Origin of the sequence: Streptomyces sp. NPDC058239 (genome assembly GCF_042882185.1) — a bacterium.
Classification (GTDB): Bacteria; Actinomycetota; Actinomycetes; order Streptomycetales; family Streptomycetaceae; genus Streptomyces.
Window position 1 is genome coordinate 1 of record NZ_JBHVWS010000003.1, and the last position, 14,195, is coordinate 14,195.

At 72.5% G+C, this 14,195-nt stretch carries 14 protein-coding genes; 11 read left to right on the plus strand and 3 right to left on the minus strand.

What is annotated here, in order from left to right; genetic code table 11:
* Positions 1-19 precede the first annotated feature (19 nt).
* Positions 20-640 (plus strand): hypothetical protein, encoded by a 621-nt coding sequence (locus ACFVYE_RS05030; RefSeq protein WP_389604152.1) that lies wholly within the window; start codon positions 20-22, stop codon positions 638-640.
* Positions 640-1,362, plus strand: coding sequence for a tetratricopeptide repeat protein (locus ACFVYE_RS05035; protein WP_383977184.1), 723 nt, complete (start codon positions 640-642; stop codon positions 1,360-1,362). The genes ACFVYE_RS05030 and ACFVYE_RS05035 overlap by 1 nt, the downstream gene beginning before the upstream one ends.
* A 60-nt stretch (positions 1,363-1,422) precedes the next feature.
* Here the strand turns inward: ACFVYE_RS05035 and ACFVYE_RS05040 are convergent, their stop codons facing one another.
* Positions 1,423-2,700, minus strand: coding sequence for a DUF1015 family protein (locus tag ACFVYE_RS05040; protein ID WP_383977187.1), 1,278 nt, complete (start codon positions 2,698-2,700; stop codon positions 1,423-1,425).
* Between the two features lie 71 nt (positions 2,701-2,771).
* Between ACFVYE_RS05040 and ACFVYE_RS05045 the strand changes: the two genes are divergently transcribed.
* Together ACFVYE_RS05045 and ACFVYE_RS05050 are read left to right on the plus strand one after the other, a co-directional pair.
* The gene (locus tag ACFVYE_RS05045) at positions 2,772-3,800 is read left to right on the plus strand and encodes an HAD hydrolase-like protein (protein WP_383977190.1); all 1,029 of its coding nucleotides are present in this window, start codon (positions 2,772-2,774) and stop codon (positions 3,798-3,800) included.
* A gap of 178 nt (positions 3,801-3,978) precedes the next feature.
* Positions 3,979-4,821 (plus strand): ABC transporter ATP-binding protein, encoded by an 843-nt coding sequence (locus tag ACFVYE_RS05050; protein WP_383977208.1) that lies wholly within the window; start codon positions 3,979-3,981, stop codon positions 4,819-4,821.
* A 58-nt stretch (positions 4,822-4,879) separates the two neighbouring features.
* Here the strand turns inward: ACFVYE_RS05050 and ACFVYE_RS05055 are convergent, their stop codons facing one another.
* Positions 4,880-5,227 (minus strand): SCP2 sterol-binding domain-containing protein, encoded by a 348-nt coding sequence (locus ACFVYE_RS05055; protein WP_383977193.1) that lies wholly within the window; start codon positions 5,225-5,227, stop codon positions 4,880-4,882.
* Between the two features lie 43 nt (positions 5,228-5,270).
* On the opposite strand from ACFVYE_RS05055, the gene ACFVYE_RS05060 reads away from it, so the two are divergent.
* The 6 genes from ACFVYE_RS05060 to ACFVYE_RS05085 all read left to right on the plus strand — a co-directional run bounded on the left by ACFVYE_RS05060 (position 5,271) and on the right by ACFVYE_RS05085 (position 11,373).
* Positions 5,271-5,621 carry a hypothetical protein gene (locus ACFVYE_RS05060; protein ID WP_389604155.1) on the plus strand — a complete coding sequence of 117 codons (351 nt, stop codon included), beginning with the start codon at positions 5,271-5,273 and terminating at the stop codon, positions 5,619-5,621.
* Between the two features lie 7 nt (positions 5,622-5,628).
* On the plus strand, positions 5,629-6,444 hold the full coding sequence (locus ACFVYE_RS05065) for a TlyA family RNA methyltransferase (RefSeq protein WP_383977199.1): 816 nt from the start codon (positions 5,629-5,631) through the stop codon (positions 6,442-6,444).
* Complete coding sequence (locus ACFVYE_RS05070) at positions 6,441-7,346, plus strand: NAD kinase (RefSeq protein WP_383977202.1); 906 nt, start codon at positions 6,441-6,443, stop codon at positions 7,344-7,346. Before ACFVYE_RS05065 ends, ACFVYE_RS05070 begins: the two co-directional genes overlap by 4 nt.
* Positions 7,347-7,454: 108 nt before the next feature.
* Positions 7,455-9,200: a DNA repair protein RecN gene (gene recN, locus ACFVYE_RS05075; RefSeq protein WP_383977205.1), complete on the plus strand. Its 1,746-nt coding sequence runs from the start codon at positions 7,455-7,457 to the stop codon at positions 9,198-9,200.
* A 135-nt stretch (positions 9,201-9,335) separates the two neighbouring features.
* A complete protein-coding gene (locus tag ACFVYE_RS05080) occupies positions 9,336-10,097 on the plus strand; it encodes a hypothetical protein (RefSeq protein WP_389604158.1) in 762 nt (253 codons plus the stop codon).
* A gap of 178 nt (positions 10,098-10,275) precedes the next feature.
* On the plus strand, positions 10,276-11,373 hold the full coding sequence (locus ACFVYE_RS05085; protein WP_383978567.1) for a glycosyltransferase family 4 protein: 1,098 nt from the start codon (positions 10,276-10,278) through the stop codon (positions 11,371-11,373).
* Between the two features lie 27 nt (positions 11,374-11,400).
* Here ACFVYE_RS05085 and ACFVYE_RS05090 read toward each other — a convergent pair whose 3' ends face one another.
* Entirely contained in the window at positions 11,401-13,026 is a 1,626-nt protein-coding gene (locus ACFVYE_RS05090) for a PucR family transcriptional regulator (protein ID WP_383978564.1), read from the minus strand.
* A 264-nt stretch (positions 13,027-13,290) separates the two neighbouring features.
* On the opposite strand from ACFVYE_RS05090, the gene ACFVYE_RS05095 reads away from it, so the two are divergent.
* Entirely contained in the window at positions 13,291-14,184 is an 894-nt protein-coding gene (locus ACFVYE_RS05095; protein WP_383978560.1) for a sulfurtransferase, read from the plus strand.
* The last annotated feature ends 11 nt before the right edge of the window (positions 14,185-14,195 follow it).

A 14,195-nucleotide genomic window follows, 5' to 3' on the forward strand; every position in this document is an offset into this window, starting at 1 on the left:
GACGACCGTGGTCCGCGGCGTGATGACGATCGGGGTGGGCGTCCTGCGGGTGGGTTCGAGCGGCGTGACGACCGGCCGCGTGGCCCCCGTCGTGACGACGACAGCCGTGGTGGCGGCTACCGGCGCGACGACAATCGCGGTGGTGGCTCCGGCGGCGGTTTCCGTCGGGACGATCGGCGGGATGACCGTCCGGGTGGGTTCCGTCGTGATGACAGCCGGGGTGGTTCCGGTGGTGGGTTCCGGCGTGACGACCGGGATCGTGACCGTGGTCCGCGTCGGGATGACGACCGTGGTCCGCGGCGTGATGACGATCGGGGTGGGCGTCCTGCGGGTGGGTTCGAGCGGCGTGACGACCGGCCGCGTGGCCCCCGTCGTGACGACGACAGCCGTGGTGGCGGCTACCGGCGCGACGACAATCGCGGTGGTGGCTCCGGCGGCGGTTTCCGTCGGGACGACAACCGCGGCGGTGGTTACCGCGGGCAGCGGGACGACCGCGGTGGCCGGGGTGGTTACGGCGGGCGCGACGACCGTGGTGGGTACGACAGGCGTGACGACCGGGACCGTGAGCCCATCAAGCGGCTTCCGATTCCTGACGACGTCACCGGTGACGAGATCGACAAGGACGTGCGGCAGGAGCTGATGAGCCTGCCGAAGACCCTGGCCGAGGATGTAGCCAGGAACCTTGTGATGGTGGCCCGGCTGATCGACGAGGACCCCGAGCAGGCGTACGCGTACTCGCGGATCGCGTTGCGGCTGGCCTCGCGGGTTGCTGCGGTGCGTGAGGCGGCCGGGTTCGCCGCGTACGCGACGCAGAAGTACTCGGAGGCGCTGGCGGAGTTCCGGGCGGCCAAGCGGATGACCGGTTCCGTGGAGCTGTGGCCCGTCATGGCCGACTGCGAGCGCGGACTCGGGCGGCCCGAGCGGGCGATGGCCATGGCCGGCGAGCCCGAGGTGCAGAAGCTGGACAAGGCCGGTCAGGTCGAGATGCGCCTGGTGGCTGCCGGGGCCCGCAGGGACATGGGGCAGATCGATGCCGCCATCGTCACGCTGCAGAGCTCCGAGCTCGCCTCGAACGCCGTGCACCCGTGGACTCCGCGGCTGCGTTATGCGTACGCGGACGCGCTGCTGGCGGCGGGGCGCGAGGACGAGGCGCGTGAGTGGTTCGGGAAGGCGCTGGAGGCCGACAAGGACGGCGCCACCGACGCCTCGGACCGGCTCGCCGAGCTGGACGGTGTCGAGTTCGTCGATGCCCTCGGTGAGGACGAGAGCGAGGACGACGCCGCTCAGGCGCCGTCCGCCGCCGCGGATGACGACAAGAGCGAGGGCAAGGACAAGGACGAGGACGGTACGTCCGAGTCGTAAGGCATGAGAAAGGGCGGCACCCCGGAAGGGGTGGCGCCCTTTTTTGTTGCTGTGGGGGGGTCAGCCGAGGGCGAGGCTTCGCAGGACCAGGCCGGTGGCCGGCTTGGGGCCGAAGGAAGTCGACTTGCGGGGCATGGTGACGCCCTGTCGGGCGAGATCCCGGACGACTTCCTCACGTACCGGATGCATCAGGACCGCCGTGGCATTGTGACGTTCGGCCTGTTCGACGACGGCCGCGGTGTCGTGTATGTACGCGATGTGCTCCGGGGCGTCGGGGATTTGCCAGATGTGGTCGAGCAGAGCCGCGTGCAGGACCGTCGCGTCGAGGGTCTGCCAGGCGGTCGGACGGTCGGCCGGAATCGTACGGGACAGCAGGCCGGCGTCGGGACGGTCGATGAGGTGGAAGCCGCCGTCGCCCGCGAGCAGGAATGCGTTGCCTTCGGCGGCCGCCTCGGCGAGTGCGTCCAGGGCCCGGGGGAGCGGGCCCTCCATGTCGCGGATGCGGAAGCGGCCGTTCAGTGCGGCGAGTGCGTCGGCTACCGGGAAGCGGTGCAGCAGCCGGTGGATGGCGCGGACCCGGAGCGGGTAGCGGGCCGTGTCGACGAGGAGGACCAGGCCGAAGTCCCAGGGGCCGGGAGTTGTGTGCTCCTGCTGGAGGCGGAGGTAGGTGGCCCAGCGGTGGTGGCCGTCGGCGATCAGGGCCTGGTGGTGGGCGAGATCGGCCTCGATCTCGGCCCGGTCGGCCGGGTGGGTGACTGCCCAGAGCCGGTGGCTGTATCCGTCCTCGGTGGTGGTGGAGAGGAGTGGCGGCCGGTGGATGGTCCGTTCGATGACGGCGCTCGCGCCGGTCGGGTGGCCTTCGCTGCGGTAGGTGAGCAGCAGCGGTTCGAGATGGGCCGCGGTGGTGCGCATCAGGTTGGCCCGGTCCTCGACGACATGGGCCATCACGTCCTCGTGCGGCAGCACGATGCCGTCGGCGGGGGAGGAGAGCGCCAGCGCGCCGACGATGCCGCGTTGCAGGATCTCGGCGTTGCTCTGCTCGTAGACGTACAGCGCGGGCTCGGGATCGGGAGCGAGTATGCCCTCGGCCAGCCAGCGGTTCAGGGTCTCGGCAGCCTGCGTGTGGCGGGCCGCGGCCGTGTCGGCCTGCGGCAGGATCAGCCGGACGATGTTGTGCGGGTCCGCCGACTCCAGGTGGTGCAGTCCGTCGGGGCGCACGACGACGTCGTACGGCGGTGAGGTCACCGCGGCAAGACTGCCGACCCGCTCGGGGACGTATCGCAGTCCACGGAACGGAATCAGACGCAGTCCCTGCCCGGCCGGACCTGATGTGTTCATTTCTGCATCGTATGTGTGCGGCCGGGATGCGCGATGATCGGGACAGAAGCATGGAATGAGGAGCGCAAAGAATGAGTCAGGTGAGCAGGACCAGGCCGAGCGGCAGCAGCACCGCGTTGAACGAGGCGTACGACACGGCGCTGCTCGATCTCGACGGGGTGGTGTACGCGGGCGGTCATGCGATCGTCCACGCCGTCGAGTCGCTCGGAGCGGCGCGGGACGGCGGGATGCACCTGGCGTATGTGACGAACAATGCCCTGCGGACCCCGGCCGCGGTGGCCGAGCATCTGACCGGACTCGGGGTTCCCGCCGAGCCCGCCGATGTGATCACCTCGGCGCAGGCGGTGGCCAGGCTGATGGCCGATCAGCTGCCGGCCGGGGCGCGGGTGCTGGTGGTGGGCGGCGAGGGGCTGCGCGTCGCGCTGCGGGAGCGCGGTCTGGTGCCGGTGGAATCGGCGGACGACGAACCGGTTGCGGTGGCGCAGGGGTATGGCGGGCCCGACATGACGTGGGGGCGGTTCGCCGAGGCCGCGTACGCGATTGCGCGGGGCGTGCCGTGGTTCGCGTCCAACACGGATCTGACGATTCCGAGTGCCCGGGGGATCGCGCCGGGGAACGGTGCGGCGGTGGAGGTCGTACGGATCGCGACCGGGGCCGAGCCGCAGGTCGCCGGGAAACCGTTGCCTCCGATGCACCGGGAGACGGTGCTGCGGACCGGGGCCGAGCGCCCGCTGGTGGTCGGGGACCGGCTGGACACGGACATCGAGGGTGCGTTCAACGGCGGTGTGGACTCGCTGCTGGTGCTCACCGGGGTGACGGACGCGGCGCAGTTGGTGGCCGCCGAGCCGAAGCACCGGCCGACGTATGTGGACGCGGATCTGCGGGGGCTGCTGACCGGGCAGCCCGAGGTGGTGCGGGCGGGCGACGGGTTCGGCTGCGGTGGCTGGACGGCGTCGGTGCGCGGTGGCGACCTGGTGCTCGAAGGGGACGGGGACGTGCTCGACGGACTGCGGGCGCTCTGCGGGGCGGCGTGGTCGTACGCCGGAGACGGCTCGTGCGGGCTGGACGCGGGGAAGGCGGTCGCCAGGCTGGGGCTGTGAAGGGCGGCTCCCGGTGATTCGCGCCAAAAGGAGGGTAGGCTAACCTAACTTTGTTCTGTTCGGGTGTGCCGCCGTCCGGATGGCCGACCCGCCGGGCGACCGGGCGCGGCCCCGGCCCCCGCTTGCGGCGAGGGACGACCCCGCGCACCCGATCACCTCCGACTCCGGGAGTACGACCATGCAGCGCCTCACCGCGGACTCGGTGACCCTCGGCTACGACCAGCGGGTCATCGCGGAGAATCTCTCGGTCGAGATCCCCGACAACTCGTTCACGGTGATCGTCGGCCCCAACGCCTGTGGCAAGTCGACCCTGTTGCGCGCGCTCTCGCGGATGCTGAAGCCGAACAGCGGGCGGGTGCTCCTGGACGGGCAGGCGATCCACGGCATGCCGGCCAAGAAGGTCGCCAAGACGCTCGGGCTGCTGCCGCAGTCCTCCATCGCGCCGGACGGCATCACCGTCGCCGACCTGGTCGGGCGCGGCCGGTATCCGCATCAGGGGCTGTTGCGCCAGTGGTCGCCGGACGACGAACGCATTGTCGAGGAATCGATGGCGGCTACCGGAGTCGACGCGCTTGCCGATCGCTATGTCGATGAATTGTCCGGCGGGCAGCGGCAGCGTGTCTGGATCGCCATGGCGCTCGCCCAGCAGACGCCGCTGCTGCTGCTCGACGAGCCGACGACATATCTCGACATCCAGCACCAGATCGATGTTCTCGACCTCTGTGCGGAGCTGCACGAGACGCAGGGGCGCACCCTGGTGGCCGTCCTGCACGATCTGAATCACGCCGCGCGGTACGCCACGCACCTCATAGCGATGCGGGAAGGCGAGGTGATTGCCGAGGGGACACCCGGCGAGGTCGTCACCGCGGAGCTGGTGGAGCGGGTCTTCGGGCTGCGCTGCCAGGTCATCGACGATCCGGAGACCGGGACGCCGTTGGTGGTGCCGGCCGCGCGCAAGCCGCGGAGCGGCGCGGTGGGCGTGCAGGGCAGGGCGGCTGCCGGGGCGTCGGCAGGGGGCTGACCGAACGGGGCCTGCCCCCAGTGGCGGGACCGGCCGGGAAAGCGGATCCGCCCTGCGGCTACAGCAGCGACCTGAGTCTCAGCAGGTCGCGGAAGCCGGCCTCCAGGCGGACCCGGCCCGCGCCCCATGCCCTGGCGAAGTTCATTTCGCCGTTTACCATGGCCACCAGGTCGTCGCCGGTCATCGCGAGCCGGATCTCGGCCTTCTCCCCGGGCGGGCCGTCGGCCGTGTCCAGGACATGGATCCGGCCATTGGCCAGCCGGCCGGTGAAGGTGACGTCGAGGTCCTTGATGTGGCAGCTCAGCGAGCGGTCGAGGGCAGCCGCGCTGCGCACGTCGCCGTCGGCCCTCGCGAGGTTGTCGGAAAGTTTGTCGAGTGCGCTGCGGCACTCCGCCATGGTCGCCATCGTGACCGACGGTACCGCAGCCCTTCGCGGTAGCGTTTCCCGTATGAGCGACTCGATGCCGGGGTCCGGGACGGCAGCCGGAACAGCGTCCGGAGTGACACCCGTGGCCGTTGCGGAAGATCCGTCCGCCGAGGGCGCGGCCCCGGCCGCCGCAACCCCTGTCGACCCCGCCGTACCCGCGTCCCTCGGCGTCGTACGCACCCCCACCGGCAATGCCGAGGTCGACGCACGGCTGGAGCGTCTCGCCGATGCGGACCACCTCCCGGCGGACGGACACATCGAGGTGTACGAGGATGTACACCGTGGGCTGCGCGATGCGCTGACCGCGCTGGACGCCAGGCCCGCACCCGCACCGGCACCCGCACCGATGCCCTCGTACAACAACAGGAGCTGAACCGAACGTGGCAGGAGTGGCCCGTCGCCGCCTCGACGCCGAGCTGGTACGCCGTAAGCTCGCCCGCTCGCGCGAGCATGCGAGCCAACTGATCGCCGCAGGGCGGGTGACCGTCGGCGGAAACACCGCGACCAAACCCGCCACCCAGGTCGAGACCAGCGCCGCTGTCGTCGTGATCAAGGACGACAGCGACCCCGAGTACGTCTCGCGCGGCGGGCACAAGCTCGCCGGCGCCCTCGCCGCCTTCGTACCTCTCGGGCTGAAGATCGAGGGGCGGCGGGCGCTGGACGCCGGGGCGTCGACCGGTGGCTTCACCGACGTACTGCTGCGGGCCGGCGCCGGTCATGTCGTCGCCGTCGACGTCGGCTACGGGCAGCTCGCCTGGTCGCTCCAGTCCGATGAGCGCGTCACCGTCAAGGACCGTACCAACGTACGGGAATTGACGCTGGAAGCCATCGACGGGAAGCCGGTGGACCTGGTCGTCGGCGATCTGTCGTTCATCCCGCTGGGGCTGGTCCTGCCCGCTCTGGCGCGCTGCGCCGCCCCGGACGCGGACCTGGTCCTCATGGTCAAGCCGCAGTTCGAGGTCGGCAAGGAGCGGCTCGGCAGCGGTGGCGTGGTGCGCAGCCCCGAGCTGCGGGCCGAAGCGGTACGGGAAGTGGCGCGCCGGGCCTGGGCGCTGGGTCTCGGAGTACAAGGGGTGACGGCGAGTCCACTGCCGGGGCCCTCGGGAAATGTCGAGTACTTTCTGTGGCTGCGGGCCGGAGCACCTGAGCTGGATCCCGCAGATGTCGACCGTGCAGTGGCGGAGGGGCCTCGTTGACGACGAATGCGGCACGAACTGTCTTTCTTTTGGCACACACCGGCCGCCCGGCCGCGATCCGCAGCGCCGAGCTGGTCGTACAGGGACTGTTGCGCAGCGGCCTCGGCGTACGGGTGCTGGCCACCGAGGCGGCCGATCTCCCGCTGCCGCCGTCCGTCGAGACGGTCACAGACACCACGCCCAAGGCCGTGGACGGCTGTGAGCTGCTGATCGTGCTCGGCGGGGACGGGACGCTGCTGCGCGGCGCCGAACTCTCCCGCGCCTCAGGCGTGCCGATGCTCGGCGTCAACCTGGGCCGGGTCGGCTTCCTCGCCGAGGCCGAGCGGGACGACCTGGACAAGGTCGTCGACCGGGTCGTCACCCGGGCGTACCAGGTCGAGGAACGGATGACGCTCGACGTCGTCGTGCACAGCAACGGCGACATCGTCCACACCGACTGGGCGCTGAACGAAGCGGCCGTGCAGAAGGTGTCGCCCGAGCGGATGCTGGAGGTGGTCCTGGAGATCGACGGCCGGCCGGTGACCGGGTTCGGCTGCGACGGGATCGTCTGCGCGACCCCGACCGGATCGACCGCCTACGCCTTCTCGGCGGGCGGACCCGTCGTCTGGCCCGAGGTCGAGGCGCTGCTGATGGTGCCGATCAGCGCCCATGCACTGTTCGCCAAGCCACTGGTGACCTCGCCGACCTCGGTGCTCGCCGTCGAGGTCCAGCAGCACACCCCGCACGGAGTGCTGTGGTGCGACGGGCGCAGGACCGTGGAGCTGCCCGCGGGGGCGCGGGTCGAGGTGCGGCGCGGTGCGGTGCCCGTGCGGCTCGCGCGGCTGCACCACGCCTCGTTCACGGACCGGCTGGTGGCGAAGTTCGCACTGCCCGTCTCGGGGTGGCGGGGCGCGCCGCACTGACCGGCGGACATTCCCCCGGAGGCGGTGCGAATGCTTCAGGAGCACACGGGAGAGTGAACGCCGGGGGGCGGGGCCCGTCGCACATCGGGGCCCGGACCTCGTAAGGTCATGTCCGTGTTGGAGGAGATGCGGATACGGTCGCTCGGAGTCATCGACGACGCGGTGGTCGAGCTGTCGCCCGGTTTCACCGCGGTGACGGGTGAGACCGGCGCGGGCAAGACCATGGTCGTCACCAGCCTGGGGCTGTTGCTCGGTGGGCGTGCCGACCCTGCCCTGGTACGGATCGGGGCCAAGGCCGCGGTCGTCGAGGGGCGGATCACGGTGTCCGAAGGCGACGCCGTGGCCCTGCGGGCCGAGGAGGCCGGGGCCGAATTCGACGACGGCGCCCTGTTGATCAGCCGTACGGTCTCCGCGGAGGGGCGCTCCCGGGCGCATCTCGGCGGCAGGTCCGTGCCGGTGGGGGTGCTCGCCGAACTCGCCGACGAACTCGTCGCCGTGCACGGCCAGACCGACCAGCAGGGGCTGCTCAAGCCCGCGCGGCAGCGGCAGGCCCTCGACCGGTACGCGGGCGACGGTGTCGCCGTGCCGCACGCCAAGTACGCGGCGGCCTACCGGCGGCTGCGGGCCGTCGTCACGGAGCTCGACGAGCTGACGACGCGCGCCCGCGAACGCGCCCAGGAAGCGGATCTGCTGCGCTTCGGGCTGGGCGAGATCGCTGCGGTCGAACCACTCGCGGGTGAGGACGGCGACCTGGCCGCCGAGGCCGAGCGGCTCGGTCATGCCGAAGCGCTCGCCTCCGCGGCGGCCCTCGCACACACCGCGCTCGCGGGCAACCCGGAGGACCCGGAGGGCGTCGACGCGACGACCGTGGTCGCGGCCGCCGGACGGTCCCTGGACGCCGTACGGGCCCACGATCCGGCGCTGGCCGCGCTCGCCGACCGGATTGGCGAGATCTCGATCCTGCTCGCCGATGTGGCGGGCGAACTGGCCGGGTACGCCGACCAGCTGGACGCCGATCCGCTGCGGCTCGCCGCGGTGGAGGAGCGGCGAGCCGCGCTCACCGGACTCACCCGTAAGTACGGCGAGGACATCACCACCGTTCTCGCCTGGGCCGAGGAAGGGGCCACCCGGCTCACCGAGCTGGAGGGCGACGACGACCGCATCGGCGAGCTGACGGCGGAGCGCGACGCGCTGCGCGCCGAACTCTCGGACCTCGGGCAGGCGTTGACCGATGCGCGTACAGGGGCGGCGGAGCGCTTCGCCGAGGCGGTGACCGCGGAGCTGGCATCCCTCGCCATGCCGCACGCCCGGGTCTGCTTCGACATCCGGCAGACCGAGGCGGCGGACGAGGCATCCGGCATCGAGATCGGCGGCCGGAGCGTGGTCTACGGGCCGTCCGGCGCCGACGAGGTCGAGCTTCTGCTGGCCCCGCACCCCGGCGCCCAGCCTCGGCCGATCGCCAAGGGTGCGTCGGGCGGCGAGCTGTCCCGGGTGATGCTCGCCGTCGAGGTGGTGTTCGCCGGCTCCGATCCCGTACCCACGTACCTCTTCGACGAGGTCGACGCGGGCGTCGGCGGCAAGGCGGCCGTCGAGGTCGGGCGGCGGCTGGCGAAGCTCGCCAGGTCCGCGCAGGTCGTCGTCGTCACGCACCTGCCGCAGGTGGCGGCCTTCGCGGACCGGCAGTTGCTGGTCGAGAAGACGGTCGACGGGTCGGTGACCAGCAGCGGGGTCACGGTCCTGGAGGGCGAGGACCGGGTGCGGGAGCTGTCCCGGATGCTCGCGGGACAGGAGGACTCGCAGACGGCCCGGGCCCATGCGCAGGAGCTGCTGGCCGCGGCGCGGGCGGACGGGTAGCGGGGGCTTCGCGGCCGCCGGGCGTGTGTTCGTGCCCGGTCTCCGGGCGGGCTTGTCATTCGGGTCCGCCCGGAGATCTGCGGACGCAGCGGCCCGCCGGACGGTCCGGGCGGGCCGCTGCGTAGCCTGGCCCGCATGGGAGCAACGTTCAGCAAAGCCGCAGTGTCCGGTGCCGTCGCGGCCGCCGTCGCGGGGGGTGCGTACCGGGCGCTGCGGGCCCGGCCGCGCAGGCGCTGGCAGCGAACCAACTACGCGGGCCGTACCGTCGATCTGTACGCGGGACCGGCCGTCGCCCTCGGCGCCGCAGCCGGAACCGCCGTTCTCCCACTGCCTGCGCGTACCCGGTGCGCCGCCGTGCTCGCCGTTCTCGCGGCCGGCGGCTGCGGTGCCTACGACGACCTCGTCGGTGCGGACGATCCGCGCCGCGGGTTCCGTGCCCACCTGGGTGCGCTGCGGGACGGCGAGGTGACCAGTGGCGCGGTGAAGCTCTTCGGGATCGGGGCCGCCGGGCTCGCGGCCGGTGCGCTGCTCAAGGAGCGGCCCGTCGACCGGGTCCTCGCCGGCGTCGTGATCGCCGGAAGTGCGCACCTCGTCAATCTGGCGGATGTGCGGCCCGCCGTGGCCGCCGCCACCGTGCTCGCCCTCGGGGCCCCGGGCCTGCCGGGCGCACTCGCCGCCGCGCCCATGGGGGCCGTGGCAGCCCTCGTCGCAGACGACCTGGGTGAGCGCACCATGATCGGGGACACCGGGGCCCACGCGCTGGGCGCCGCACTCGGTGTCGCCATCGTCGCGGGCCGCGGCCGGGCCGGGCTCGTCGCCCACGCGGCGGGGCTTGTCGCGGCGACGGTGTACGGGGACCGGATCAGCCGGCTCGCCCGAATACTGTCGAACCGCTGACAGGGTCCACGGAGGCGGCAACATCGCGCCGCCTCCTCACCCGTGCGAGTGGTGCGTCACGGCCGGTTGCTGTTGTATGCGGCGGGACAGTGGCTCGACTGTGCCGGAACGTGCGTACGGACTGGCATCCTTGGCGTTGCCATCACCGCCCACTCGGGAGCCCCGGGAGCCATTCAACGTGTCACAGCTGCGTACGGTCCAAGTCCTGGGCGGCGGCAGCGCGGGCAGCAGCGCCCACGTCAGCTCGCTGGCCGCAGGGCTGGTGGCGAGAGGCGTGCACGTCACCGTCTGTGCCCCTGCCGAACTGGACCACGCCTACGACTTCTCCGGTACGGGTGCCCGGTTCGCCCCCGTACCGCGGCGCAGTGATCCCGCCGCCGTCGCCGCGCTGCGTACCGCCTGCCTGACGGCGGACGTGGTCCACGCGCACGGTCTGCACGCCGCCGTACGCGCCGCTCTTGCGCTCGGCGGCCGCCGTATCCCGCTGGTCGTCACCTGGCACGCTCGCGCCCACGCCGAGGGAGCCCGCAGCCGGCTGCTTCATCTGATGGAGCGAAGAGCCGCCCGTGCGGCGGCAGTTGTGCTCGGTACGACATCGGACCTGGTCGACCGGGCGCGGCGCCGAGGAGCGCGCGATGCCCGGCTCTCGCCGGTCTCCGCCCCCGTACCGCGCGTTCCCGCCGATGTCCACGAAGGCAAGGCGAGGGCCGAACTCGGTGTGGTGGAACGGTCGTTGATCGTGTCGTACGGGAGTCTCGTACCGCATCACGGGTACGACATGCTGCTCGATGCCGCACGGGTATGGCGCGAACTCGACCCCGTGCCGCTGCTGATCATCGTGGGGGAGGGGCGGGAGCGGGCCGCTCTGCAGCGCCGGATCAGGAACGAGGAGCTGCCCGTCCGGCTCATCGGCAGCCGCGACGACATCGCAGAACTTCTCGCCGCCGCCGATCTGGCCGTGCTGTCCAGCCGGTGGGAGGCGCGCTCGGTGCTGGCCCAGGAGGCGCTGCGGCTCGGCGTTCCGCTGGTCGCCACCGCGGTCGGAGGGGTGCCCGAACTCGTGGGGGACGGGGCGGAGCTCGTACCGTACGGGAATGCGGAGGCGCTCGCGCGGGCGGTGGTCAGGCTGCTCGGCGATCCGGAGCGGCGCGCGGAGCTGGTGGCCGCGGGGCGTGCGCAGGCCGCGAGTTGGCCGACGGAGGACGACACGATCGCTCAAGTTCTCAGCATCTATGACGAGTTGACGAAGCCGTTGGCGGTGGCGCGGACGCGGTGAGCGGTTGCTCGTCGGACGGGTCCGGAGCTACGAAGTGTGGCGGCGGGCCCGGAGGGCCAGGCTCAGCGCCAGGACCGCCTGGGGGTCGTCCAGGTCGGTTCCGAGCAGTTCGCCGATGCGGGCCAGCCGGTTGTACAGCGTCTGGCGGTTCAGATGCAGTTCGCGTGCCGTCTCCGCCTTGCGTCCCGCGTGGGCCAGATATGTCTCCAGCGTCGGCAGCAGCGGAGGGCGAGAGGTGCGGTCGTGATCGCGCAGTGGACCGATCGCCCGGTCCACGAACGCCGCCAGATCCGGATGGTCCCGCAGCCGCCACAGCAGCAGATCGATGTCCAGACGCCGGGCGTCGTACCAGGGCCGGTCGCTGAGACCGTGGGCGGCCGTCGCCGTCTCCGCGGCGTGCCGCAGCCCCGCACCGGCCGCCGCCCAGCCGCCCGCCACGCCCACCACCACGACCGGCGGATACGATCCTGCACGCTCCAGACCGGCCCGCTCCACACCCGCCCGCAGCGCCACCGCGACCCGGTCCGCGACCGCCGTGCGCTCCGTCTCGGACCGCAGCCCCAGCAGCACCGGAACCCGGCCCTCCACGGGCCGCACACCGAGCAGCACCGGCACACCCACCGACGAGAGCTCCTCCAGCACCGCCCGCGCCAGCAGTGCCCAGTTCCCCGACACGGACAGCTCCGGGGCCAGCCGCATGACCACCGGCAGCAGCGGCATCTCACCCGGTTTGAAGCCCAGTACGCGGGCTTGCGCCGGCGCGTCCTCCGGAGTGATCCGGCCCTCGGCGAGATCCGTCAGGAAGTCGCCCCGGCCGCGCGCGGCGAGCTCCTCCTCCTGGCGGGCCTGCATCAGCACGACGGCGAGGATGCCGGCCGCCCGCTCCGCCGCCATCCGGTGCACCGTCACCAGCGGGCCGGCCACGGCCAGCAGCACCAGCCTGGCCCGTACCGAACCCGTTCCGGGGCCGCCGCCCGGCACATCCACCAGCACCGAACCGGTGGGGGGCGTCTCACGGGCCGCCCGGTCGCCGCGCATCCCGTCCCACACCTGGAGCGGATCGGCGGACACCGGGCCGGACCCGGGGCCCGCCGCGTACAGCAGCTGGCCGTCCGCCGTCTCCAGGAAGACCGGGTTGGCCGTGAAGTCCGCCAGGATGCCCAGCACCTGGGGCACCCCTCCGCCGCCGAGCAGCGCCTCCGTACACCGCCGGTGCACGTCCTCGGCCTGCCGCAGCAGCGCGTAGTGACCGTTGACGATCTCGGTGTGGATCTCCTCGGTCACCGTCACGAACGGCACCTCGCGGTGCAGCTGCACCAGCGGCAGACCGGCCGCGCGGGCGGCGTCCACGATCGATGCCGGCAGCCTGCTGAAGCGCGGTCCGAGCTCCACCACCAGGGCGGCGATCTGGCGGTCGGCGAGCCTGCGGACGAAGGCGCGCTGCTCGGCGGGGCGGGTGCCGAGCCCCAGACCGGTGGTGAGCAGCAGCTCACCGCCCTTGAGCAGCGAAGCGATGTTCGGGACCTCGCCCGCGTGCACCCAGCGCACCGTACGGTTCAGCCGGTCCGCGCCGGCCACCACCTCCGGGAGCCCGCTGCGCAGCCCCGGCAGCTCAAGGGCTCGCTGCACGGTGATTCCGCCTTGGGTCTCCACTGGCTCTGGCCTCGCGTTTCCACTCGGGTCGGGCGGGCAGTCGCCCTGATTCAGGAAGGTACCGGCCCCGGGCGCCGGAGGCGTCGTCGGGGAGCCGTCGGGGGAGTCCGCCGACCGGGGGCAGCATCATTGATCAGCCACTTTCGCCATGCCCGGGGGGCATGGAACCGCTGTTGACATGGGCCGAGAGCCGCTGCGATCTTGTGACCGCCGCGCGGTTCGGGCCGAGTGGCCCCCATACCCGGACCTGGACCTGGAGCAGACGTGGGCGACGATATTTCGGCGTACTCGGGCCGGATAGGCCTTGTGGGCCCCCTTCCCGGCCCGCTGGTCGGGGCCGACTGGCTCGCGGCGCGGCTGGGCGAGCACGGGCCGGTGGTCCTCGATGCCTCGGTGGGCGCGCACCGGGGCTCCGAGCAGCGGATTCCGGGAGCGCGGCCCTTCGACATCGACGGGGCACTGTCCGACCACTCCGGACCACTGCCCCACACGCTGCCCGACGCCGACAGATTCACCGAGGAGCTGCGCTCCCTCGGCGTCGACGACACCGACACCGTCGTCGTCTACGACGCTGCGGGCATCTACTCCAGCGCGCGTGCCTGGTGGATGCTGCGAGCGATGGGCTTCGACCGGGCCGCGGTACTCGACGGTGGCCTGCCTGCCTGGACCGACGCCGGACTGCCGCTGGAGAACGCCGGGCCCGCGCCTGCCGTGGCGCGCGGCGACTTCACGGCTCGGCCGCGCGTGGGGCTGGTCGTCGGCAGCGACGAGGTGGTGGCGGCCCTGGCCGACCCCGCCGCGGCCGTCTTCGACGCCCGCTCCAGGGAGCGGTTCTCCGGCGCGGTCGCCGAGCCACGACCGGGGCTGCGCGCCGGCCATATGCCGGGGGCGGTCAATCTGCCCTTCGGCGAGATCCAGCGCGACGGCCGGATGCGCCCGGCAAAGGAGCTGCGCGCCGTGTTCGCCGCCCTCGCCGGGGAGCGGGAGCGGCTGTTCTTCAGCTGCGGATCGGGCGTCACCGCCTGCGTGCTGACGCTGGGGGCCGAGCTGGCGGGGTACCGCGAGCTGGCCGTGTACGACGGGTCCTGGAGCGAGTGGGGGCTGCCTTCGGGGCTGCCCGTCGTGACCGGAGCGGAGAGCGGGGGATCGCTGCGATGATGCCGCTCGCC

Coding starts and splice junctions, on each gene's coding strand:
- ACFVYE_RS05040 (WP_383977187.1), bottom strand. CDS start 2,700: ATGAACACATCAGGTCCGGCCGGGCAGGGACTGCGTCTGATTCCGTTC.
- ACFVYE_RS05080 (WP_389604158.1), top strand. CDS start 9,336: ATGGGAGCAACGTTCAGCAAAGCCGCAGTGTCCGGTGCCGTCGCGGCC.
- ACFVYE_RS05035 (WP_383977184.1), top strand. CDS start 640: ATGAGCCTGCCGAAGACCCTGGCCGAGGATGTAGCCAGGAACCTTGTG.
- ACFVYE_RS05055 (WP_383977193.1), bottom strand. CDS start 5,227: ATGGCGACCATGGCGGAGTGCCGCAGCGCACTCGACAAACTTTCCGAC.
- ACFVYE_RS05050 (WP_383977208.1), top strand. CDS start 3,979: ATGCAGCGCCTCACCGCGGACTCGGTGACCCTCGGCTACGACCAGCGG.
- ACFVYE_RS05045 (WP_383977190.1), top strand. CDS start 2,772: ATGAGTCAGGTGAGCAGGACCAGGCCGAGCGGCAGCAGCACCGCGTTG.
- ACFVYE_RS05060 (WP_389604155.1), top strand. CDS start 5,271: ATGAGCGACTCGATGCCGGGGTCCGGGACGGCAGCCGGAACAGCGTCC.
- recN (WP_383977205.1), top strand. CDS start 7,455: ATGTCCGTGTTGGAGGAGATGCGGATACGGTCGCTCGGAGTCATCGAC.